Raw genomic sequence first — 23,104 nt, 5'->3', positions numbered from 1 at the left:
GACGTTATCGCCACGAAAACTGATCCTCACAGGACCCCTCGTCCCGTTGTGAGGACAATAACCCCAGGTCAGAGCGCAATAGTGAGGTTCTGGCCCGCCGGCCATCCCAGCTGGCGGTGATCTTGAGGGCAGCGTGAAGGTTCAAAAAGTAGACCTGAACTGCCGCCGTCGAAAAATACCGAAATAATGACGGTTGTGACACCGAAGGTTCTGTTCCTCCGCAACGACTGCACGGCCACCGAGGCCATGCTGGCCGACGCGTTCAGCGGATGCGGATTCGACATCGACACATTCGAGGTTGTGACGCCCGAGCGGGACGACCACCCGGCCGGTGAGGTGACCTTCCCCGACCCGACTCACTACGACGTGATCGTCCCGCTGGGGGCCCGCTGGGCGGTGTACGACGATGCACTGGTCGACACTTGGGTGGGAACCGAGATGGCGATGGTGCGTCGTGCTGTGCAGTCCGGGGTGGGTGTGCTCGGGGTGTGCTTCGGTGGACAACTCATCGCGCAAGCTCTCGGCGGAACAGTCGGCAGGTCCCCCGCGCCCGAGATCGGCTGGTACGACGTGGCCACCAGCGACAGGCAATTGGTCCCCGGTGGCCGATGGTTCCAGTGGCATTTCGACCGCTGGACCCTGCCTGCCGGGGCCACCGAGATCGCCCGCACGCCTGACGCCTCGCAAGCATTCGTCCTGGGCACGGCGCTGGCGCTGCAGTTTCACCCCGAGCTCGACCCGGAACTGCTGGAAGTGTGGTTGACCCACGACCGCGACGGCTCGGTAGCCGGCATCGGCCGCAGCCATGATGAATTGCGCTTGCAAACAAAGGAATTCACCGACGACGCAGCAGCCCGGCTGCGGGCACTGGTCCGCGGCTTCCTGCACCGGGTGGCCCGGCCCAACCCTTCGACGTAGGCTGGCAGGAGCCGGCAGAATCGTCGAGTGCCGGCAGCAGTCTGATGAACGCCTGGAGCCTTCGAACCAGCAGAGATCGCATCTACCAGGACCGCCACGAAGCAGGCCGGGTCCTGGCCGACCAACTGGTGTCCTATCGGGATCTGCCCGACGTGCTCGTCTTGGGCCTGGCCCGTGGCGGAGTCCCGATCGCCGCCGAAGTCGCCTCCCACCTCCACGCACCGCTGGATGTCTTCGTGGTCCGCAAGTTGGGCGTGCCGCAGTGGCAGGAGCTCGCCATGGGTGCGGTGGCCTCAGGAGGCGGTCTGGTGCTCAACGACGGCCTGGTGGCTCGCCTCGGCATTGACGAGGACACCATCGCCGAGACCATCCGATGCGAAACCGCCGAGATCGAGCGCCGAGAGCAGGCCTATCGCGAAGGGCGGCCGGCCCCTGATCTCGCCGGTAGAACGGTGATCCTGGTCGACGACGGGATCGCCACCGGAGCCACGATGCTGGCCGCGGTCCGCGCTGTCCGGGCGGCCAAGCGGGTGGTGGTGGCGGTGCCGGTCGGTCCGGCCACGCTGAGCAGCCAGCTACGGGATGAGGCCGACGAGGTGGTGTGTACCAGCACCCCGGCCATGTTCGAAGCCGTGGGCCAGGCGTTCGTGGATTTCCATCAGGTCAGCGACGACGAGGTGCGCCGCCTACTGGCCCAGCCAACCGTCGGGCCAGGCCAGGACTAGTTCTTGTGCTGCTCTGCGGAGTCGTCGGCCTCGACGTCTGCATCCGCGGCGTCGGGCTCCACGGCGACGTCCGACTCGGGCTCGGCGACCACCTCGTCGGGATAGTCGACGGGCGCGTCCACTGCGTCGAAGGTGTCCGTCGTCGCGGTCGCGTCAGCTTCAGGGGCGGAGCCGGAACCCGCCAAGGCGTCCTCGTCGTCGCCGGACTTCGTCCCTCGTGAGCGTTCCCGCAGTGCGTCGACGATCAACAGCAGCACACCGATCACGCTGGCGCCGATACAGACCCAGGCGATCAGCTCATTGCTGGTGACGACCGCGGTCACCAGCGCAGCCAGGCCGATGACGGCAAGCACGAGCGCAATGATCAACATCGTTCAACCCTAAGTGTGGTGGCCCCGGATCGGGCCGATTCCCGACAGTGCGAGGACGTGGGTCTTGCCGGTCAGTTATTGCCGCGGTTGAACTGGCTGAAACCACCAGCCGAGTCATTGTTGGCACTGGAATCCACCGGTGCTGCCGAACCACGCTGGCCCAGCTCTTCCAGCTGAGACTCCAGGTAGGTCTTCAGACGTGTCCGGTACTCACGCTCGAACGTGCGCAGCTGTTCGAGGCGGCCCTCAAGGACCGTACGCTGCTGGTTGATCGTGCCCATGATCTCCGAGTGCTTGCGCTCGGCGTCGGCCTGCAGGGCGTCGGCCTTCTCCTGGGCCTGACGCAGCTGGGTCTCCGAGCGGGTCTGCGCGTCGGCCAGCATGGCGTCGGCACGGGTGCGCGCCTCCGAGACCGTGGTCTCGGCGGTCTTGCGGGCATCGCTGACCATGGCGTCGGCCTGCGCGCGGGCATCCGAGAGCAGCTTCTCCGACTCGGCCTTGGCCGTGGAGGTCAGACGGTCGGCGGTGTCCTGCGCCAGGCTGAGCACCCGGGCGGCACGCACGGCAGTGTCCTCGCTGGGCGCCGCGGCGGGGGCGGCCGGCGCCGCGGGGGCCTCGTACACCGGCTGGGGCGCCGGGGTCGGCTCGGGCTCCGGCTCGTACATCGGGATCGACTGGGAGGACGAGGACTGGGCACCGCCGCCGGCGCGAGCCGATGCCAGCTCCTGATCGAGCTCGGACACCCGCTGCCGAAGATCGGCGTTCTCCTCGATGAGCCGCGTCAGCTCGTTCTCAACCAGATCGAGAAAGGCATCGACCTCGTCCTCGTTGTAGCCACGTTTGCCGATGGGCGGCTTGCTGAACGCGACGTTATGGACGTCCGCTGGTGTGAGCGGCATTGTCTGCCCCCTTGAAGTCTTGGACCGTCAACCGATCTCAAAGTGTAAAGCCTTGCTTGATCGCAACTGGAGTCCATCCTGTCACACCAGACCCGGCGGTTGCAGTGGAGGCCTATTTTTAAGAACGAATTTCAATCTTCTTACGCAATTGTGGACCATTCGGCAAACGGCGAGATCGACTCTTCGCCCGCCGCCGGCATCCACGGACTACATCGCCGCGCTGAACGCCAATTGCATGCCGATGAACGCCGCGAGGAGCAGCACCATGATCGACAGGTCGAACCGCACGGCGCCTATCGTGAGCTGGGGAATGAGCCGCCGCAGAAGCTTCACGGGCGGGTCGGTCACGGTCATGATGAGCTCAAGGACCACGACGGTCAGACCCTTGGGGTGCCAGTCGCGACTGAAGGACCGGATGAACTCGACGACGACGCGCGCGATCAGCAGGAGCCAGAAGATGAACAGCGCGAAACCGAGAATTTCGAAGAACAGCGACAACTGAGCCGACCTCACTACGCACAGGTTGTGTGACATTGGATACAGGTCGCCGTGGGCCGGACACGTCCCACACAGACGACGTGGTCAGCCGCTAGTGCGACGCCGCCAGCCTACCGGGCACGTACCGGATGTCCGGTACGTGCGGCAGCGTCGAGTCCTACTGACCGCTCTTACTGATAGGCGTAGAAGCCGGCCTCGGCGATCCGGCGGCGCTGCTCGGCGCTGACGTCGACGTCAGCGGGCGACAACAGGAACACCTTCGTGGCGACCTTGTCGAACGAACCGCGCAGCGCGAACGCCAGACCGGCCGCGAAGTCGACCAGGCGCTTGGCGTCGGCGTTGTCCATCGAGACCAGGTCCATGATCACCGGGGTGCCGTCGCGGAACCGTTCGCCGATGGTGCGCGCCTCGCTGTAATCCTTGGGCCGCAGCGTGGTGATCTTGGCCAGCGGGCTGCCCGCCTCGAACAACTCGGCCATCCGGCGGGGATCCATTGCCAGCGAGCCGCGGGTGGATCCGGCCAGCGCACCGAGACGCGGTGCCGGACGGTCGAATTCACGGGGTGCGCGCATCCGGGCATCAAACCGCTGCTCGTCGGCGAAACCGCCACCCGGGTAGCCGCCTCGGTAGGCCGGGCCCTCGTCGTACTCCGGGGCCTCGTAGCCGTAGCCGTCGTCTTCGAAGCGCTCGTCACGGGGGCGCCGCGCGTAGCTGCGGGCAGCCGGGCGGTCGTCGTCCTCGTAGTACTCGTCGTCGTAGTCATCCATCGGCGCCATGCCGAAGTAGGCCTTGACCTTATGCAGTGTGCTCATCTCGGCGACCCTTCTGCTGACGATGGGGGTGGTGGTGTCTGTGATGAAGATGTGACTGGTGTGACTACTGCCGGTGACGTTAGCGGGCGTTGCCCCATGAGCGCGGTACCGACACGCACACACGTCGATCCGTGTTTGACCGCGCTTTCGAGATCTCCGGACATCCCCGCCGACAGTTCGAGCCGGTGCTGGTAGTCGCGTTGCACACGGTCCCGCTCGGCGGCCAGCCGCGCGAATGCGTCGTCGGGATCGGATTGCAGCGGCGGGATTGCCATCAGGCCGACGAACTCCAGTGCCTCGGCGGTGTTCGCTGACCCACAGATTTCGTCGACCAGGCCGGGGGCGTTCACATCGACACCGCCCCGCTCGGTGTCCCCGTCGAGACTGATCTGGATGTAGACCCGCAGCGGCTGCGCCCGGGCACCGGAGGCCAGCGCCTCGCCGGCGGCCCGGTCCAGTGCGGTCAGCAGACGCTTGCTGTCGACCGAATGCGCGGTATGAGCCCAGCCGGCGACGGCGCGCGCCTTCTTGCGCTGGATGCGTCCCACCATGTGCCAGCGAATCGGCACATCCGGTAATTCCGCGCGAACAGTCTCGACTTTTTGGGCTGCTTCCTGTTCGCGGGATTCACCGAATGCGAGGCACCCCAATTGATTGAGAATAATGACATCGGTGGCCGGAAAGTATTTCGTAATCGGAAGCAATTCGATTTCATTTACATTTCGCCCGACCGATTCCGCGGCATGTGCCAGCCGCGCTCGCGCCGCACCCAGCGCGGCGGTCAACTCAGCCGTCCGGTCGGCATCACGCCCGCGCTGCACGGTGCTCATCTCGCACTCACTCCAGGCTCATTCGGGGGTTGTTCACCGGGGCTGCTCCATCCACACCACGCTCGCCAGGCGTCCGGTCGGTGCACTGCGGCGATGGCTGAACAGCGCACGGTCGGCGACCGTGCACCGCGGGTCCACGTCGATCGCGGTGACACCCAAAGCCGTTAATTGCCGGGCGATTCCAGCTCGGAGATCCAGGCCTGAGGTGCCGCGCGAGGTGGTGGTGCGCGACCCGGGCAGCACCGCCTCGACCTCGGCTGCCATCTGTTCGGGCACCTCGTAGTTGGCACCGCTGACCGCGGGCCCGAGCAGCACCGACATATCCCCGACGTGCGCACCGGCGGCCTGCATCGCCTCCACGGTCCGCACCACGATGCCCTTCTGCGCACCGACCCGTCCGGCGTGGACGGCCGCGATGACTCCGGCGCGCGCATCGCCCATTAATACCGGGACGCAATCGGCAGTCACCACCACCAATGCCAAACGCGGCGTCGATGTCACCAATGCATCGGCATTATCGACCGCGGTGTCGCGCGGGCCGTCCACGGTGACCACGTGATCGCTGTGCACCTGATTCATCCAGACCAGTGCATCGGCGCCGATCGCGGAGGCCAGCCGCCGCCGATTCTGGGCCACCGCCCGCGGATCGTCACCGACATGGTCTCCGAGGTTGAACGAATCGAAGGGCGGCGCCGAGACGCCACCGGCGCGGGTTGTCGTTACGCGCCGAATACGAACACTCACGTTTCCAGTATCCGAACCCGCGGGGCCCGACTCAGTGCCGCATGAAGGGCGGCACGTCGACATCATCGTCGTCGATCCCGCCGTCTCCGTCGCCACCGACACTGACGGTGGCGCCATTCGTGTGTGCCGGCACGCTCACTGCGTCCGTCGGCTCGAACAGCGAGGTGGTGACCTTGCCTGCGCGCCCCGAGGCGATCGGCTGGGTCTGCGCCGCGCTGGGGCTGACGACCGGCTTTCGGCTGGGACCGGCGCTGTCGAAGCCCGCGGCGATGACCGTGACCCGCACCTCGTCGCCGAGCGAGTCGTCGATCACCGTGCCGAAGATGATGTTGGCCTCGGGATGCGCGGCGTCCTGGACCAAGGAGGCGGCCTCGTTGATCTCGAACAGACCGAGGTCACTGCCGCCGGCCACCGACAGCAGCACGCCCTGGGCGCCTTCCATCGAAGCCTCCAGCAGCGGCGAGTTGATCGCGATCTCGGCGGCTTTGAGCGCACGCCCGTCACCGCGTGCCGAGCCGATGCCCATCAGCGCCGTTCCCGCGCCACTCATCACACCCTTGACGTCGGCGAAGTCGACGTTGATCAGGCCAGGTGTGGTGATCAGGTCGGTGATGCCCTGAACACCGTTGAGCAGCACCTCATCGGCACTGCGGAAGGCGTCCATCAGCGACACCGCGGCATCGCCCATCTGGAGCAGCCGGTCGTTGGGGATGACGATGAGGGTGTCGCAGCTTTCGCGTAGGGCCTGAATTCCGTTCTCGGCCTGGTTGCTTCGCCGCTTGCCCTCGAACGAGAACGGCCGCGTCACGACACCGACGGTGAGCGCGCCGAGCTTGCGTGCAATCGATGCGACGACGGGTGCACCACCGGTTCCGGTGCCGCCGCCCTCGCCTGCCGTGACGAACACCATGTCGGCGCCGCGCAGCAGTTCCTCGATGTCGTCCTTGGCGTCTTCGGCGGCCTTACGGCCCACCTCGGGATCCGCGCCGGCACCGAGTCCGCGAGTGGAATCGCGACCCACGTCGAGCTTGACGTCGGCGTCGCTCATCAGCAGTGCCTGTGCGTCGGTGTTGATCGCGATGAACTCGACGCCCTTCAGGCCCTGTTCGATCATCCGGTTGACGGCGTTGACACCGCCGCCGCCGATACCAACCACCTTGATTACCGCGAGGTAGTTATGCGGGGGGGTCATGGATCGTCTTCCTCCCAAGTCGGGTGTTCACAGTGTTCCTGGCGCCGAATCTTCCCTGGGGCAAACCCTCAACCTCAACCATAGGCTTAGAGTTATGTCAAGTAGTTCCGCGCAAACAGAACGGTAGGGCGCCGACGCCGGTGATCGCGGCAGGCGCGCCGACGCGCCACGCGGCAATTTCCCCAGATGGCCGCGACGGCCTACTTGACGGTCGGCAGATCCGGGCTGGACACGTCATAGGTGTGCCCCGGCTGGGTCAGCAGGGCAGCCAGCTTCAGCGCCTTCTCCTCGGTCCGATCGTTAGTCCCCCACACCACAACCCGGCCGTCGGTCAGCGTCAGGGCGATCGAGGCCACCGACGGTGCGGCGATCCGGCCCACCTGCGCCACGACGTCCGGCGGCAGCGCCAGCATCACCTCGAGCGCGGCCTTGGTGGCCGGGTCGGTGGGGCCGGGATTGTCGGTATCCAGGTACGGCAGGGTCGGAGGCGGCGGTTCGGTCGCGAAATCCACCCCGTCGCGGTCGAACAGATGGGGGCCGTCGGGATAGTCCTTGACCACGACCGGCACCCGCTCGACGACGGTGATCCGCAGGGTCGAGGGATACTCGCGCTGAACCCGCACCGTCGCGACCCGCCGAATCGTGGCCACCCGCTCCGCGACGGCATCCGTGTCGACCTGCAACAGCGGTGTTCCCGGCGCCACCGCTGCGACGGCAAGGACTTGTTCCTGAGGCACCGCGGCCACACCATTGACCGCCACATTGCGCACCGACATCACCGGTGTGAAGTACAGAACCAGGCCCAACGCCACCGCGACCACACTCGCCAGCGCCGACCACAGCAACACCTTGAGACCACGAATGGTGCTGCGGGCCACCGTTTTAGGAGCATCTGCCGATTGCCCGACGACCTTGCGTTTGGCCTCACGGCGGGCATTCTCGATCGCCACCGCCCGGTCCCGCGCGGCGCGACGCTCGGCCCGCTCGCGCCGGGCGCGGCGGCGGGGCCCTTCGTAGTCAGGGTCGGCCACGCCGGACGCGGAAGCCTCGGTGGAAGCCTCGCCGGGAACTTCGGTCACGTCCTCGGGACCGTCAGAACCCGTCTCGGTCACGGCGTCTCCGTCGGCGGACGGCCCGGGGCGCTGCGATTCTCCTTGATACCGAGCTCGGTGATGATCTCCTTGCCCAGCATGGTCACGTCGCCGGCCCCCATGGTCAGCACCACGTCGCCGGGGCGCGCCGCGGCCGCCACCACGGCGGCGACCGCCGAGAAGTCCGGAACATAGGTGACTGCGGCACTCACGTGCTCAGCGACAGTTGCGCCGCTGATACCGGGCAGCGGTTGCTCGCGCGCAGCGTAGACGTCGAGCACGAAGACCTGGTCGGCAGCGCTCAGAGCCGCACCGAACTCCGTCGCGAAAGTCGCTGTGCGCGAGTACAAATGCGGCTGGAACGCGACGATCACCCGGCCACCGGTCTGGTCGACCACGGTCCGGGCCGCCTCGAGCGTGGCCCGCACCTCGGTGGGATGGTGCGCATAGTCATCGAAAACCCGGACCCCGCCGAGTGCGCCCACCAGCTCGAAACGCCGCCGCACCCCCTCGAATCCGGCCAGCCCGTCGAGAACGGCCTCGGCGGGTGCACCCACCTCGATCGCCGCCAGCAGGGCAGCGAGGGCGTTGAGCGCCATGTGCCGACCGGGCACCGCGAGCCGGATCGCGCGCGGGTACGGCTCACCGGCCAGCTGGATATGGGCAACCGCGCCGGTCCCCTGCTGCTCCCAGCTCAGCAAGGTGCCGGCGAGATCGACACCGGGCGTGCTGCCGTACCGCAGCACCCGAATCCCCAGTGCGGCAGTGTGTTCGGCGAGCGCAGCCGCACCGGGATCATCGGTGCACACGACCAGAGCGCCACCCGGGGCGATACGGTCGACGAACGCGGAGAACACCGCGGTGTAGGCCTCCTCGCTGCCGAAGAAATCCAGGTGGTCGGCCTCGATGTTGGTGACCACCGCGACGTTCGGGGTGTACTCCAGCAGCGAGCCGTCGCTTTCGTCGGCCTCGGCGACAAAGCACTTCCCGCTACCGTGATGAGCGTTGGTCCCGGCCTCGCCCAACTCGCCGCCCACGGCGAAGGACGGGTCGAACCCGCTGTGCTGCAACGCCACGATGAGCATCGACGTGGTGGTGGTCTTGCCGTGGGTGCCCGTCACCATCAGCGTGGTGTAGCCGGCCATGAGCTTGGCCAGCACCACCGGACGCAGGATCACCGGGATGCCGCGGCGCCGGGCCTCGACCAGCTCCGGGTTCGTCTTGGGGATCGCGGCATGGGTGGTGACGACCGCCGTCGGTCCGCCGGGCAGCAGATCCAGCGACGACGCGTCGTGACCGATTCTGATCTCGGCTCCGCGGGCCCGCAGGGCCACCACACCGCGCGACTCCTTGGCATCCGATCCGGACACCAGGCCGCCGCGGTCCAGCAGGATGCGGGCCACACCCGACATCCCGGCTCCCCCGATCCCGACCATGTGCACCCGCTGCAGTTCGGCCGGAAGTGAATTACCGTTCACTGCAGCCTCTTTCGTTGAGTGCGGGCGATTTCGAGGGCAACCTGAGCCACCCGCCGGGCAGCGTCGGGGTGACCGGACAACGACGCGGCTGACGTCATCGCCGCCAGGCGCGCGTCATCGGTCATCAGGCTCGCGACCGTATCGGCGACGAACCCGCCGGTGAGCTCGGCATCGTCGACGACGATGCCCCCACCGGCCGACACCACCGGGAGCGCGTTGAGCCGCTGCTCGCCATTGCCGATCGGCAGCGGGACGTAGACCGCCGGCAGCCCGACGGCGGTCACCTCGGCCACGGTCATCGCCCCGGAGCGGCAGATCGCCAGGTCTGCCGCGGCGTAGGCCAGGTCCATCCGGTCCAGGTACGGCACCGCGACATACGGCGGCGCACCCGCCGCGGCCGGCGGCAGGTCGAGCGAGTTCTTCGGCCCGTGGGCGTGCAGCACCGAAACACCCGCAGCGCCAAGGGCTTCGGCCGCCGACGACACCGCACGGTTGATCGACTGGGCGCCCTGCGAGCCGCCGAACACCAACAACACCTTGGCGTCGGGCGCGAATCCGAAGAAAGCCCTGGCCTCGGCCCGCAAGGCGGCACGGTCCAGTGAGGTGATCGCCGCGCGCACGGGCACCCCGACCACCTCGACCTTGCGCAACCCCGGCTCGGGCACCGCCGAGAGCACTCGGCGCGCCGATACCGCGCCGACCCGGTTGGCCAACCCGGCGCTGGCGTTGGCCTCGTGGACCACCACCGGGACGGCGCGACGACGACCGTGCAAACCGAAGCCGCCGCGGGCGGCGAGATAGGCGGGCAGCGCCACGTAGCCGCCGAAACCGATCACCACGTCGGCCTCCACGCCGGCCAACACCGAACGGGTCTGGCGGATCGCGGTACGCACGCGCAGCGGCAGCCGCACCAGATCTCCCGACGGCTTGCGTGGCAGCGGCACCGGGGTGATCAGCTCGAGGTCATAACCGCGCTGCGGCACCAGCCGGGTTTCCAGCCCGCGGGCGGTTCCGAGGGCCGTGATCCGCACCTGCGGGTCGAGTTCACGGAGTGCGTCGGCCACCGCCATGGCCGGCTCGACGTGACCCGCTGTGCCGCCACCGGCGAGAACGACGGAAATCCCCCGGTCGCTGCGCTCCTGCCCCCGAGGACCAGGTACCCCGCGGTCCGTCTTACCTTCGCTCACCCGTAACGCTGACCTTCCAAAGTCCGGGCCCGTTGCCCCTGTTTCCGCTGGCCTGCAGGATATCTGACCGAGGACCTGCCGCCCCCGGCCGGCTGCTGACCGGTAGCGCGACCCGACCGGCGCACCGGACGGTCGGCACTGTGCGGCGACCGGCGCGAGCCCGGTTGTCTGGCCCTGGCTTGTTTGGCCCTGGCCTGCTTGTCCTTGTGTTTGTCCTTCTGTTTGGCGGCCGGCTTCACACCGGCCTTCCCGTTGGGCTTGCCCGCGCTGCGCGGCGCCGACCTCCTGCGATCGTGCAGCCGGTTGCGGGCGACCTCCAAACGGGTCGGGACGTAGGGCTCGGGCAACGGCAGCCGCAGCAGCCGGGTCATCCGGTCGTCGCGCCCGGCCCGCAGCGCCGCCACGGCCTCGGGTTCGTGCCGGGCCGCGTTGGTGATCAGCCCCATCATCAGAAGCGTTGTGGCTTGCGAAGATCCACCCGCGGAGATCAACGGCAGCTGCAGGCCGGTGACCGGCAGCAGACCCACCACGTAGCCGACATTGATGAACATCTGGCCCACGATCCACAGCGTGGTGGTCGCGGTGAGCAGGCGCAGGAACGGATCCGCCGACCGGCGGGCGATCCGCATTCCCGTGTACGCGAACAGCCCGAACAGCGCCAGGAGGCCCACCGCGCCGACGAATCCCAGCTCCTCGCCGATGATGGCGAAGATGAAGTCGTTGTGTGCGTTGGGCAGATAGTTCCACTTGGCGGTGCCCTGGCCCAGCCCGTCACCGAAGATGCCGCCGTTGGCCAGGGCGAACCGGGCCTGCCGGGACTGATAGCCGATGCCCTGACTGTCAGCTGCCGGGTCCAGCCAGGACTGCACCCGATCCGACCGGTAGCCGGCCGATACCGCCAGCACGGCCGCCGCCAACACCGCGGCCAGCAGTGAGGACAGGAACACCCGCAGTGGCAGGCCCGCGTACCAGAGCAGGCCCAGCAGGATGATGCTCAGCGAAACGGTCTGCCCGAGGTCAGGTTGCGCGACGATCAACGCCAGCGCGATGACGGCGGCCGGCACCAGCGGGATCAACATCTCGCGCAGCGAAGCCCGCTCCATGCGTCGGGCGGCCAGCAGGTGCGCACCCCAGATGGCGAAGGCGATCTTGGCGAGCTCCGAGGGTTGCATCGAGAATCCGGAGACGACGAACCAACCGCGGGAACCGTTGGCCACCTTGCCGATTCCCGGGATCAGCACCAGGATCAACAACACGATCGTGAAGGCGAACCCGGGGAACGCCAGCCGGCGCAAGGTCCGCACCGATATCCGCAAGGCTGCGTAGAACGCGATCAACCCGATCACGGTCCACATCACCTGGCGGCCGAACACCGCCCACGGCGATCCGTCGAAGTCGTAGGAGTACACCCCCGACGCCGAAAGGACCATGATCAGGCCCAGCGTGGTGAGCAGAGCGGTGACCGCGATGATGAGGTGGAACGACGTCATCGGGCGGCCCAGCCACGCGCCGAACCGGGTGCGCGGCGTGGCGGCCGTCGAGGTGGAAGCCGTCTCAGCCGATCCGCCCTCAGCGGCGGTAGCGCCGGTCGCGTCGCCGCCACGGCTGCGCAACCGGGCCAGGATGCCGGCCACCGCGCCTACCCGATCACGGCACGGACCGCGCCGGCGAATGCGTCGCCGCGCTGGCCGTAGCCGCTGAACTGATCGAAGGACGCGCCTGCCGGGGCCAGCAATACGGTGTCCCCAGAGCCGGCGAGGCCGCGGGCGGCATCGACGACCGCCGCCATGACCGCGTCGGAGACCGGACGGTCGCCGACTTCGATCACACGAGTCACATGGTCACCAATAGACTCATTTGTCTCAAGCACCCCAGAATCCTCCCCCGTCACAACCTCGACGACGGGGACATCCGGGGCGTGTCGCGATAACGCATCGGCAACCATCTGCCGGTCCCGGCCGATCAGCACCACCCCGACCAGCCGATTCGCCACCTGGCGCACCAACTCGTCGACCGAAGCGCCCTTCAGCAAGCCTCCCGCGATCCAGATCACGCGGTCGAAGGCGGTGATCGAAGCCTGCGCCGCATGCGGGTTGGTGGCCTTGGAATCGTCGACATAGCGCACCCCGTCGGCCTCCCCGACCAACTCCGCCCGGTGCCTGCCGACCTGGAACGACGCCAACGCGGCTGCGATCGAACCCGGGGCCACCCCGACCGCACGGGCCAGCGACGCGGCCGCCAGAGCATCGAGCACGCCGACCGGCCCGGCCACGCTGATCGTGGCCGCATCAGCCAACTCGACGTCGGCACCGAAGGCGCAGTCGACGAGCTTGCCGGCGCGGACACCGAGCTCACCCTCGGCCGGTTCGCCGAGCCGGAATCCGACCCGGACCGCAGCCTTCGCAGTGGGCAGCAGACCCGCCGCCACCGGATCATCGAGACCCACCACGGCCACCCGCCCGGCCAGTGCCCTGCCCTTGTCCGCGGCATAGGCGGCCATCGAGCCGTGCCAGTCCAGATGATCCTCGGCAACGTTGAGCACCACACCCGCATCCGGGCGCAGGGAGGGCGCCCAGTGCAGCTGGAAACTCGACAACTCGACTGCCAGCAACTCAACGGGCTGATCCAGTACCGCCAAAACCGGGTCACCGATGTTGCCGCACAGCACGCTCCGTCGGCCGTCGGCCAACAGCATCTCGTGCAGCATCGAGGTGGTCGTGGTCTTGCCGTTGGTGCCGGTGACCACGAGCCACCGCCGAGGCGGACCATAACGACCCGCGGCATCCAGCCGCCAGGCCAGCTCGACATCGCCCCAGATCGGGACACCGGCCTCGGCCGCAGCGGCCAGCACGGCGGCGCTGGGCGGGAACCCCGGGCTGGTCACCACCAGCGCGTAGTCGGCGACACCGGCGATCGCGTCGGCCGGATCGATGACCGCGGTGCCCTGCGCGGCGTAAGCCTGCAGGGCCTCGGCCCGGTCGTCGCACAGCGTCGCAGCGACACCAAGGGGCGCCAGCGCAGCCAATACCGCGCGTCCGGTGACCCCCGCACCCGTCACCAACACGGGCGTTCCGGGGGTCAGCAGTGACAACAGGCTCGGGTCCGCCTCGCGTGCGGGCAGCCCCTGGTCGTCCCCGTCCACCGGGCCGGCCACGTCAGGCCCCGACTGCGGTGAGCCACTCGCTGTAGAACAGGGCCACACCCAGACCGCAGGCGATCGCCGTCAGCAGCCAGAACCGGATGATGACCGTGGTCTCGGCCCAACCCACCAGCTCGAAATGATGATGGAACGGCGCCATCCGGAACACCCGGCGGCCCGTGGTGCGGAACGCCAGGATCTGCACCACCACCGAGGTAACCTCGGCCACGAACAGTGCGCCCAGGACCACCGCGAGGATCTCGGTGCGGCTGGTCACCGACAGGCCGGCGATGATGCCGCCCAGGGCCAGCGAGCCGGTGTCACCCATGAAGATCTTGGCCGGTGCGGCGTTCCACCACAGGAAGCCGATACACGCGCCTGCCGTCGCGGCCGCGATGATCGCCAAGTCCAGCGGATCACGCACGTTGTAGCAGCCCAGTCCCGGCGCCGTGGCGCAGGCATTGCGGTACTGCCAGAACGTGATCAGGACGTAGGCCGCGGTGACCATCGCCATCGCGCCGGCCGCCAACCCGTCCAGGCCGTCGGTGAAGTTCACCGCATTGGACCACGCGCTGACGATCACCACACAGAACAACACGAACACCCAGCCCGCCAACGTCACCGTGGCGATCTCGCGGACGTACGAGAGTTCGGGACTGCCGGGTGTGAGCCCGTCGCCGTTGCGGAACTGCAGGGCCAGCACACCGAACAACACCGCCGCGGTCAGCTGGCCCACAGTCTTGGCGGTCTTGTTCAGCCCCAGGTTGCGTGAGCGCCGAAGCTTGATCAGGTCATCGACGAAACCGACCAGGCCGAGCATGGTGGCCAGGCCCAGCACCAACAACCCCGATGCCGACGGGCCCTCCCCGCCCAGCGCCAGCCCGACCAGGTGAGTGCCCAGGTAGCCCGCCCAGATGCCGGCCACGATGGCCACGCCACCCATCGACGGCGTGCCGCGCTTCTTGGCGTGACTGGCCGGACCGTCCTCACGGATCTCATGGCCCAGCCCACGCTTGGTGAACAGCCGGATCAACGCGGGTGTCAGCAGGATAGATACCGTCAGGGCGATACCGACGGCGATCAAGATGAGCTTCATCGAACGGCATCCCCGTCTGCGGCCGGGCCGGCCGCGGCAAGCAGCGCATCGGCGAGCGCACCCAGCCCCACCGAGTTGGATGCCTTCACCAGCACCACGTCCCCCGGCTGCAGCTCAGCCTGCAAAAGGGCAAGCGCGGCATCGGCATCGTCGACCATCGTGGACTCAGATCCCCACGAACCCTCCATCACCGCGCCATGGTGCATGGCGTTCATAGTCCTCCCGGTTCCGACGACGATTAACCGAGACACATCTAAGCGCACCGCGAACCGTCCGATGGCGTCGTGCTCGGTTATGGCGTCCTCACCGAGTTCGGCCATCTCCCCCAACACCGCCCAGCTGCGGCGCTTTCCACCCACTTCACCGGCGGATTCACCGCCGCCCCGGCGCGCCATCCAGGCCAGCGCCTTCAGGCCGGCGCGCATCGAATCCGGGTTCGCGTTGTAGGCATCGTTGATCACCGTCACACCGTCGGCTCGGCCGGCGACCTGCATCCGGTGCCGCGACACGGGGCCGGCGCCCGCCAGCGCGGTGGCCACCTGATCCAGTCCGGCGCCGCACTCCAAGGCGACCGCCGCCGCACACAAGGCATTGCCGACCTGGTGATCACCGTGCACCGCCAACGCCACGTCGATCCGGTCGCCGCCGGCGTGCAAGGTGAACCGCGGACGGGCCAGTTCGTCCAAGGTGACCGGGCCGGCCCACACGTCGACCTCGGAGCCAGGCTCGCGCGATACCCGCACCACGCGCGCCGCTGTCTTGCCGGCCATCGCCGCCACGGCCGTGTCGTCGACGTTGAGGATCACCACACCTCCGGCCGGAACAGCCTGCGGCAATTCAGCTTTGGTGTTCGCGATGGCCTCACGTGAGCCGAACTCACCGAGATGGGCGGTACCCACGTTGAGCACCACCGCGATCTGCGGCGGCGCGATCGCGGCCAAGGCCGCGATGTTGCCCGGATGCCGGGCCGACATCTCCAAGATCAGGTAATCGGTATCCGGCGTGGCACGCAACACCGTCCACGGATGGCCCAACTCGTTGTTGAACGAGCCCGGCGGGGCGATGACCTGCCCGAGCGGGTCCAGCACCGCGGCAAGCAGATCCTTGGTCGAGGTCTTGCCCGAGGATCCGGTCACCCCGATGATCGTCAACCCGCCTGCGACGAGTTCGGCGGCCACCGCCGCCGCGAGTTTCGCCAGCGCGGCCAGCACCGCCGCACCGGACCCGTCGGTGTCGAATTCCAAAGCGCCGGAAGCGGCATCGGCGGCCCCCGGCTCCGGACGCACCACAATCGCGGGCACCCCTACCGGCCGCGCGGCCAGCACGACGGCAGCCCCGGACGCCACTGCGCCCCCGGCGAAGTCGTGGCCGTCGGAGCGGGCGCCGGGCAGGGCCAGGAACAATCCGCCGGGGCCGATCGCGCGAGAGTCGAATTCGACGGAGCCGGTGACGCGGGTCGAGGCGGCCTCTTCGGCAGTGATGTCGGCCAACTCGCCGCCGACGATCTCCGCGATCCTGGCGATGGTCATCTCGATCACGTGCCCGACTCCCCTGACTTGAGTGCCTCCAACGCCGCCGCCAACTCGTCACGATCGTCGAACGGCCGGGTGCGGCCGGCGGCGGTCTGCCCGCTCTCATGCCCCTTGCCGGCGATCAGCACGATGTCGCCGGGCCCGGCCCAGGCCACCGCATGCTCGATCGCCGCACGCCGGTCACCGACTTCCACCACCTCGGCACCCGCGGTTGCTTCACGCGCGCCTGCCACGATCGCCGCCCGAATCAACGCGGGGTCCTCATCGCGGGGATTGTCATCGGTGACAACGACGAGGTCCGCCAGTTCCGCCGCGACCCGCCCCATCGGCGCGCGCTTGCCGGTGTCCCGATTACCCCCGGCACCGAAAACCACTGCGATGCGCCCCGGGCCAGACGCGCGCAGGGTTTCCAGCACCGCCTGCAGTGCGCCAGGTTTGTGTGCGTAATCGACCAGGGCCAGGAACGGCTGTCCGCGATCGATCGGCTGCAGCCGGCCGGGCACGGTCGCCGTGCGCAGTCCCGGAGCCGCCTGCTCCGGGGGCACCCCGGCCCCGTCCAGCAATGCGGTCGCCAGGGCGGCGTTGGCGATGTTGTATCCGCCCGTCAGCCCGATCCGAAGCTCATGCGAGTCCCCAGCGGGGTCGACGAGGGTGAACTCCTGGGATCCGACACCGACCGCGGTGATGTCGCGCGCCTGCCAGTCCGCCGCGACACCGGTGACGCTCACCGTTGTCACCTTGTCGGCGCGACGGGCCATCGCCGCGCCCGCATCGTCGTCGACACACACCACCGCCGCGACGGCATGGTTGCGCGACGCGGCATCGAACAGCCGGGCCTTGGCCTCGAAGTACTCCTCCATGGTCGGGTGGAAATCCAGGTGGTCACGCGACAGGTTGGTGAATCCGCCGAGCGCGAATCCGATCCCGTCGACGCGACCCAGCGTGAGCGCGTGGCTGGACACCTCCATCACCACGGTGTCGACGCCGCTTTCTACCATCACGGCCAGCAGCGCCTGCAGATCCGGCGCCTCGGGGGTGGTCAACGCGCTCGGCAGATCGCGGCCCGCGATGCGCACCCCGACCGTGCCGATCAACCCCGCCACCCGGCCCGCAGCCCGCAGCCCGGCTTCGACCAGGTATGTCGTGGTGGTCTTACCCGAGGTTCCGGTGACCCCGATGACCGTGAGCCGCTCCGACGGGCGCCCGTACACATCGGCCGCCACCTCGCCGAGTACCGACCGGGGTTCGGGGTGGACCAGGATCGGGACGTCGAGGCCACCCAGTTCTCCGGCACCGGCAGGATCGGTGAGCACCGCCACCGCCCCGGCGGCGACCGCGTCGGGCGCAAAGCGCGCGCCGTGCACCGCCGCACCCGGCAGCGCGGCGAACAGATCTCCCGGCTGGGCGTCCTGACCGCGCAGGGTCACCCCGGTGACCCGAAGTTCCGGTAGTGGATTTCCGGTAGCGGACACCGCTTGGACCTGATCGGCGAGCGGCACGAGGTATTGGCCGGCGGGACGGCTGGGACGCAGCTTCATGGCCATGCCACAGTACCCATCTGCGGTCCGCCGACCGCATCACCCACGACTATCGGGGTCAGGTCGCCTGCAGGGTCAACTGCGGCCCCGGATCGGCCGACAGCGGGACGTTGTGACGCTGCAGCAGCCACGACGCGATGTTGTGGAACAGCGGTGCCGCCGACGATCCCGGAGATCCGTCGGCCGCGCGGTGCGGCGCGTCCATCATGATGCCCACGACGTAGCGAGGATCGTCCGCAGGCGCCATCCCGGCGAAGGTGATCCAGTACACGTCGTCGTAATAGCAACCGCAGGCCGGATTGATCTGCTGAGCGGTACCGGTCTTCCCCGCGATCTGATAACCCTCGACCCCGGCCTGCGGGCCGGTCCCCTGCTGCACGCCCGTCGGGTCGCGCTGCACGATGGCGCGGAACATGTTTCGCACGGTACGTGCGGTTTTCGGCGTCACCACCCGCACACCTTCCGGGCGCGGCTCATCGGTACGGGTGCCATCCGGCGCGATGGTGGACTTGACGATCCGCGGCGGGATCCGTACGCCATCGTTGGCGATTGTCTGGTACATGCCGGTCATTTGCAGCAGCGTCATCGAAAGACCTTGCCCGATAGGCAGGTTGGCGAAGGAACTGCCCGACCACTGATCGATGGGCGGCACCAGTCCGGAGCTCTCACCGGGCAGGCCGACATCGGTGCGCTGACCGAGCCCGAACCGGCGGATCATGTCGTAGAACCGCTCCGGACCGACCCGCTGGGCCAGCATCAGCGTGCCGACGTTCGACGACTTCCCGAACACCCCGGTCATCGTGTAGGGCGTCACGCCGTGATTCCACGCGTCGCGGACCGTGACGCCGCCCATGTCGATAGAGCCCGGCACCTGCAGGACCTCGTCAGGACTGGCCAGGCCGAACTCGATTGCCGAGGAGGCCGTGATGATCTTGTTCACCGAACCGGGCTCGAACGGCGAGGAGACCGGGAGGTTGCCCATCTGCCGGCTCTCCTGCCGCCCCAGATCCTGACTGGGATCGAACGTGTTGTCGTTCGACATCGCCAGCACCTCACCGGTTTTCGCATCCAGCACCACCGCCGAGACGTTCTTGGCACCCGAGGCGTCCTTGGCCTGCTGCACCTGCTGCTGGACGTAGTACTGGATGTCGTCGTCAAGGGTCAGCTGCACCGTTGACCCGTCGACCGCGTCGTGGCGGTTGCGGTAGCTGCCTGGGATCACGACGCCGTCTGAACCGCGGTCGTAGGTCACCGAGCCGTCGGAACCGGCCAACACCGCATCGAGCGAGTCCTCCAGCCCCAGCAAACCGTGGCCGTCCCAATCGATTCCGCCGACGATGTTGGCCGCCAGCGAACCACCCGGATACTGCCGAAGATCCTGCCGCTCGGCACCGACCTCCGGAAACTTGTCCATGATCGCGCTGGCAATGGCGGGATCGACCGCACGAGCCAGATAGACGAAAGTCTCGTTACTCCTGAGCTTCTTGAGCACTGTCTTGAAATCGGGCCGATTGTCGAGCCGAGTCGAGACCTCCTTGGCGATCTCGGTGAGCCGGCGGTCCGGATCTGGCGCCTCACTGGATTTGGCTTTGGCCTCGGCGAGTTGCTTGCGGACTCGGACCGGCTGAAACGTCAGTGCCTTGGCCTCGATGGTGAACGCCAGCTTGTCGTCGTTGCGGTCGACGATGGCACCCCGCATGGCGGGGTTCACATCGGTGACCTTGAGCTGGCTGGCCGCCTCGGCCCGCAGGCCGGCCGCCCTGGGCACCTGGAGGGTGAACAACTGCGCGGCCGCGATCACCAGCACCGCCACCATGACAGCGTTTCCGGCACGATGCCGGAACACGAAAGACGAGCTGGCCAAACCGGTTTCGGCAGCGGCAACGCGAGTACGGCGGACCCCGGCCTCGTGCCCCGGCCCCGGTGAGGCCTTCTTCGCCCGCTGCGGCTTCGGCGTCTGACCCTGGCGGCCCGGGCGGCGGCTCATGCGGCGGGCACCGGGGCGCTGACCGCGACGGCCGGGGCATGCACCGCCGGCGCCGTGGGTGGGCTGAACTGCTCCAGGGGCGTGGCGGGGGCGGGGGCCACCGGCGCAGCGGGCTGTGCCGCCACCGGACCCGGCGCGGTAGGTACGCCCGGCAGATGCATCGGGGCGGTGGCCTGCTGCGGTGCAACCTGTGCGGGGTCGCCGGCGACAGGCCCGGGAACCGCACCGGGCACGGGCGCCGCGAGCACATCAGGAGCGGCCGACGGCACCGCCGGTACCGGGCCCGGCACCGGCGGAAGCTCCCCCGGGACGCCGTGGGGCGCGTCTGCTTGCGGAATCGGAATGCCCGGCACCGCAGGCAGACCCGAACGCGGGGTACGCACCATCAACTCGCGCGGGTCGACCACCCGCGGGGCCGGAGGTGCGGGCGGAGCCGGAGGTGCCTCCTCCGGCAGCGGGGTGTTCAGCGGAGGCGGCGGCACCCCTTCGGCCGGCTTGGGGGTTCCGACGACGGTCCAGTTGCCGGCAGCGTCCTGCACCAGGTGCGCGGTGTCACGTGACGGGATCATGCCCAGATCGCGGGCAGACTCGGCCAACGCCGGTGCGGCCTGTGCCTCGAGCACGTCGCGTTGCAGCGCCTCTTTCTGTTGCAGCAGACCCTGATTGACCTCGCGCGCGTGGCCCAGCTGGTAGGACCGCTCGGCCGAACCGGTCGACAGCCACAACGTCACCGCGAGTCCCAGGCCCAGCGCGGCGATCACCAGGACGACGAACGGAACCCGGGAGATCAGGGCGCGCGGATTGAGCTCGATCGAGGACAGCCGCACCAGCAGACGTTCCCGCAGGCGCACCCGCAGCGGTGGCCGGACAACCTTGGGAGCCTTGGCCTTACGTGCCTTCGCCCGGGCCTTGGCTTGACTGGTGCTCTTGGGCCGCGCCGGTCGGGTGCCCGGACGCCGAATCGGCCCGGTACCGGGTGCGGTCCGCGTGGGGCGCTGCTCGGAACCCGGCCGGCGCTTGCGCGGCGGAGCCTGCTCGGTGCGTCGCCCACCGCCTCGCGCGGGTTGGCGCACCGGACGCCTGCGATCTGACTCACGCAGTTGCTCGGGTCGCTTCACCTTCATGAGTTCCCCCCTTCCCCAACCTTTTCCAGTGCCCGCAGCCGTACCGGGGCGCTACGCGGATTGCGGTCGATCTCGACTTGGCGGGCCTTCTCGGCGCCGCGGGTCAGCGTGACGAATTCCGGTTCGTGACCGGGCAGCTCGATGGGCAGGCCCGGTGGTGTGCGCGATGCGGTGGCTGCGGTGAACGCCTGCTTGACGATCCGGTCCTCCAACGACTGATAGGACATCACGACGATCCGGCCACCGTCGACCAACGCGGCCAGCGCGGCGGGCAGCGCGGCACGCAACGAATCCAGTTCGCCGTTGACCGCGACCCGAAGCGCCTGGAAGGTGCGCTTGCCCGGATGCCCTCCGGTTCGGCGGGCGGGCGCCGGAATCGCCTCGTAGAGCAGCTCCACCAGCTCTCCGGTGGTGGAAAACGGTTGCTGGGCACGCCGTTTGACCACCTTGTCGGCGATTCGGCCGGCGAAGCGCTCCTCGCCGAAATCGCGCAGGATCCGGGCTATCGACTTGGCGTCGTAGGTGTTGAGAATGTCCGCGGCGGTCAGCGGAGCATCGGGATCCATCCGCATGTCCAGCGGCGCGTCCGCGGAGTAGGAGAAGCCGCGATCGGTCTGATCGAGTTGCATCGAGGACACGCCGAGGTCGAACAGCACCGCGTCGATCTGTCGGAATCCGGATTCGGTGATCGCGCCGGCGATTCCGTCGTAGCGGGTCCGCACCAGCCGCACTCGGTCGCCGAAAGGTGCCAGACGGGCACCGGCGATGCCGAGCGCGTTGGGGTCGCGGTCGAGGCCGATCACCTGCAGGCCGGGAAATTCGGTCAGAAAGCGCTCGGAATGTCCGCCCGCGCCGAGGGTGGCATCCACCAGGACCGCGCCGGTCCCGTCGTCGTGATGGCGGATCAGAGCGGGGGCGAGCAACTCGACACAGCGGTCGAGCAGTACCGGGATGTGACCGTGCCCCTTGGCATCTGAGTGATCTGGGGAATCTGGCACCGCTGAAACACCTCCGCTCGGAATCGCCCCTGCACCGGGGTCTCTGTCCGAATTCACGGACCTGGCGTTGGGGAAGTACGCCAGGGCCAATTCGGGCAGAGGCCTCGCTGCACGGGCTAGGTCCGGGCCAGCCGCCGGTTGTTGGGCGGCATCACAGGATGTCGCGCAGAGCTTCATCGGTGGCCGCGGAGAAGTTCTCTTCGTGGGTCTGCTGATACGACTGCCAGGCTTCTGCGTCCCAGATCTCCAGGTAGTCGACCGACCCGATCACCACGCACTCCTTGGACAGGCTTGCGTAGCGCCGGTGATCCGCCGACAGGGTGATCCGACCCTGAGCGTCGGGGTGCTGCTCATCGGTGGCGGCGGCCAAGTTTCGCAGAAACGCCCGTGCGTCGGGGTTCCTGCGCGACGCGTCAGCAGCGCGCCGGGCCACCTTTTCGAACTCGTCACGCGGGTACACGGCAAGGCTGTGATCTTGGCCCTTGGTGACCATCAACCCTCCTGCCAGTGCGTCGCGGAACTTGGCGGGCAGTGTGAGCCGCCCTTTGTCGTCGAGCTTGGGCGTGTAGGTACCCAGAAACATCTGGACACCTCCCGCCACCCGGTTCGGATCCCGGGTCGCTTCGCCTTCTGCCCTCCGAACGGGGCTCCGTTTCCCCGTTGGCCGCCACTTTACCCCACGATCCCCCACTTTGCTCCATTTGGTCCTTCGAGTTTGAACATTCTCCCCACCCTCGCCCCCAGGACACGGCGAAAACGCATGACTCGACCAACGATTGTCACCGCCAGGCGATCGAAAATCCCAGGTAGATGGCCGCCGAGACGAGGTGGGGCGTTGTGGGGCGAAAATCCCTGCAGGTAGCGCACCGTTCCCCCACCCCGCCCCACACCGGGGCGCCACCGAACTACTCGGCGTGTCGCTGGGGCCACCCGGACCACCCGGAC

20 protein-coding genes and 1 pseudogene are annotated in these 23,104 nt (G+C 68.3%); 2 read left to right on the top strand and 19 right to left on the bottom strand.

Annotation, left to right across the window (positions count from 1 at the left end; translation table 11 throughout):
• Nucleotides 1-195 precede the first annotated feature (195 nt).
• Both E0T84_RS06790 and E0T84_RS06785 read left to right on the top strand, forming a co-directional pair.
• Nucleotides 196-918 (top strand): type 1 glutamine amidotransferase, encoded by a 723-nt coding sequence (locus E0T84_RS06790; protein ID WP_138744088.1) that lies wholly within the window; start codon nt 196-198, stop codon nt 916-918.
• Nucleotides 919-962: 44 nt separating this feature from the next.
• Nucleotides 963-1,643, top strand: coding sequence for a phosphoribosyltransferase (locus E0T84_RS06785; protein ID WP_138744087.1), 681 nt, complete (start codon nt 963-965; stop codon nt 1,641-1,643).
• Here the strand turns inward: E0T84_RS06785 and E0T84_RS06780 are convergent.
• The 19 genes and pseudogenes from E0T84_RS06780 to mraZ form a co-directional block, all read right to left on the bottom strand.
• Complete coding sequence (locus E0T84_RS06780; RefSeq protein ID WP_070188797.1) at nt 1,640-2,014, bottom strand: hypothetical protein; 375 nt, start codon at nt 2,012-2,014, stop codon at nt 1,640-1,642. The two genes, E0T84_RS06785 and E0T84_RS06780, sit on opposite strands and share 4 nt — an antisense overlap.
• A gap of 71 nt (nt 2,015-2,085) precedes the next feature.
• On the bottom strand, nt 2,086-2,913 hold the full coding sequence (locus E0T84_RS06775; RefSeq protein WP_070943308.1) for a DivIVA domain-containing protein: 828 nt from the start codon (nt 2,911-2,913) through the stop codon (nt 2,086-2,088).
• A 207-nt stretch (nt 2,914-3,120) separates the two neighbouring features.
• On the bottom strand, nt 3,121-3,411 hold the full coding sequence (locus tag E0T84_RS06770) for a YggT family protein (RefSeq protein WP_019344110.1): 291 nt from the start codon (nt 3,409-3,411) through the stop codon (nt 3,121-3,123).
• Nucleotides 3,412-3,581: 170 nt separating this feature from the next.
• Nucleotides 3,582-4,223, bottom strand: coding sequence for a cell division protein SepF (locus E0T84_RS06765; protein WP_138744086.1), 642 nt, complete (start codon nt 4,221-4,223; stop codon nt 3,582-3,584).
• Nucleotides 4,220-5,053, bottom strand: a complete 834-nt coding sequence (locus E0T84_RS06760; RefSeq protein WP_138744085.1) for a YggS family pyridoxal phosphate-dependent enzyme — start codon at nt 5,051-5,053, stop codon at nt 4,220-4,222. Before E0T84_RS06760 ends, E0T84_RS06765 begins: the two co-directional genes overlap by 4 nt.
• Nucleotides 5,054-5,086: 33 nt before the next feature.
• A complete protein-coding gene (gene pgeF, locus E0T84_RS06755; RefSeq protein ID WP_138744084.1) occupies nt 5,087-5,797 on the bottom strand; it encodes a peptidoglycan editing factor PgeF in 711 nt (236 codons plus the stop codon).
• A 31-nt stretch (nt 5,798-5,828) separates the two neighbouring features.
• Entirely contained in the window at nt 5,829-6,989 is a 1,161-nt protein-coding gene (ftsZ, locus tag E0T84_RS06750) for a cell division protein FtsZ (protein ID WP_070184797.1), read from the bottom strand.
• Nucleotides 6,990-7,189: 200 nt separating this feature from the next.
• Nucleotides 7,190-8,008 (bottom strand): annotated as a pseudogene (locus E0T84_RS06740) (cell division protein FtsQ/DivIB); the annotation flags it as partial.
• 89 nt (nt 8,009-8,097) lie between these two features.
• Nucleotides 8,098-9,516 (bottom strand): UDP-N-acetylmuramate--L-alanine ligase, encoded by a 1,419-nt coding sequence (gene murC, locus E0T84_RS06735; protein WP_371725703.1) that lies wholly within the window; start codon nt 9,514-9,516, stop codon nt 8,098-8,100.
• A gap of 38 nt (nt 9,517-9,554) precedes the next feature.
• Nucleotides 9,555-10,745 carry an undecaprenyldiphospho-muramoylpentapeptide beta-N-acetylglucosaminyltransferase gene (murG, locus tag E0T84_RS06730; RefSeq protein ID WP_138744081.1) on the bottom strand — a complete coding sequence of 397 codons (1,191 nt, stop codon included), beginning with the start codon at nt 10,743-10,745 and terminating at the stop codon, nt 9,555-9,557.
• A complete protein-coding gene (ftsW, locus tag E0T84_RS06725) occupies nt 10,742-12,370 on the bottom strand; it encodes a putative lipid II flippase FtsW (protein WP_249383594.1) in 1,629 nt (542 codons plus the stop codon). The genes murG and ftsW overlap by 4 nt, the downstream gene beginning before the upstream one ends.
• 14 nt (nt 12,371-12,384) lie before the next feature.
• Entirely contained in the window at nt 12,385-13,839 is a 1,455-nt protein-coding gene (murD, locus tag E0T84_RS06720) for a UDP-N-acetylmuramoyl-L-alanine--D-glutamate ligase (protein ID WP_138744158.1), read from the bottom strand.
• A 61-nt stretch (nt 13,840-13,900) separates the two neighbouring features.
• Nucleotides 13,901-14,980 (bottom strand): phospho-N-acetylmuramoyl-pentapeptide-transferase, encoded by a 1,080-nt coding sequence (gene mraY, locus E0T84_RS06715; RefSeq protein WP_070184801.1) that lies wholly within the window; start codon nt 14,978-14,980, stop codon nt 13,901-13,903.
• Entirely contained in the window at nt 14,977-16,518 is a 1,542-nt protein-coding gene (gene murF, locus E0T84_RS06710; protein ID WP_070184802.1) for a UDP-N-acetylmuramoyl-tripeptide--D-alanyl-D-alanine ligase, read from the bottom strand. Before murF ends, mraY begins: the two co-directional genes overlap by 4 nt.
• On the bottom strand, nt 16,515-18,056 hold the full coding sequence (locus E0T84_RS06705) for a UDP-N-acetylmuramoyl-L-alanyl-D-glutamate--2,6-diaminopimelate ligase (RefSeq protein ID WP_138744080.1): 1,542 nt from the start codon (nt 18,054-18,056) through the stop codon (nt 16,515-16,517). The genes murF and E0T84_RS06705 overlap by 4 nt, the downstream gene beginning before the upstream one ends.
• A gap of 52 nt (nt 18,057-18,108) precedes the next feature.
• On the bottom strand, nt 18,109-20,037 hold the full coding sequence (locus tag E0T84_RS06700) for a penicillin-binding protein 2 (RefSeq protein ID WP_138744079.1): 1,929 nt from the start codon (nt 20,035-20,037) through the stop codon (nt 18,109-18,111).
• The gene (locus E0T84_RS06695; RefSeq protein ID WP_138744078.1) at nt 20,034-21,161 is read right to left on the bottom strand and encodes a hypothetical protein; all 1,128 of its coding nucleotides are present in this window, start codon (nt 21,159-21,161) and stop codon (nt 20,034-20,036) included. The genes E0T84_RS06700 and E0T84_RS06695 overlap by 4 nt, the downstream gene beginning before the upstream one ends.
• Nucleotides 21,158-22,336, bottom strand: a complete 1,179-nt coding sequence (gene rsmH / locus E0T84_RS06690) for a 16S rRNA (cytosine(1402)-N(4))-methyltransferase RsmH (RefSeq protein ID WP_234998179.1) — start codon at nt 22,334-22,336, stop codon at nt 21,158-21,160. Before rsmH ends, E0T84_RS06695 begins: the two co-directional genes overlap by 4 nt.
• Nucleotides 22,311-22,742, bottom strand: a complete 432-nt coding sequence (mraZ, locus tag E0T84_RS06685; protein ID WP_029108782.1) for a division/cell wall cluster transcriptional repressor MraZ — start codon at nt 22,740-22,742, stop codon at nt 22,311-22,313. The genes rsmH and mraZ overlap by 26 nt, the downstream gene beginning before the upstream one ends.
• Nucleotides 22,743-23,104: the final 362 nt, after the last annotated feature.

Origin of the sequence: Mycobacterium sp. DBP42 (assembly GCF_005924235.1) — a bacterium.
Lineage (GTDB): Bacteria > Actinomycetota > Actinomycetes > Mycobacteriales > Mycobacteriaceae > Mycobacterium > Mycobacterium syngnathidarum.
This window is presented reverse-complemented; position numbering and strand designations above follow the sequence as displayed.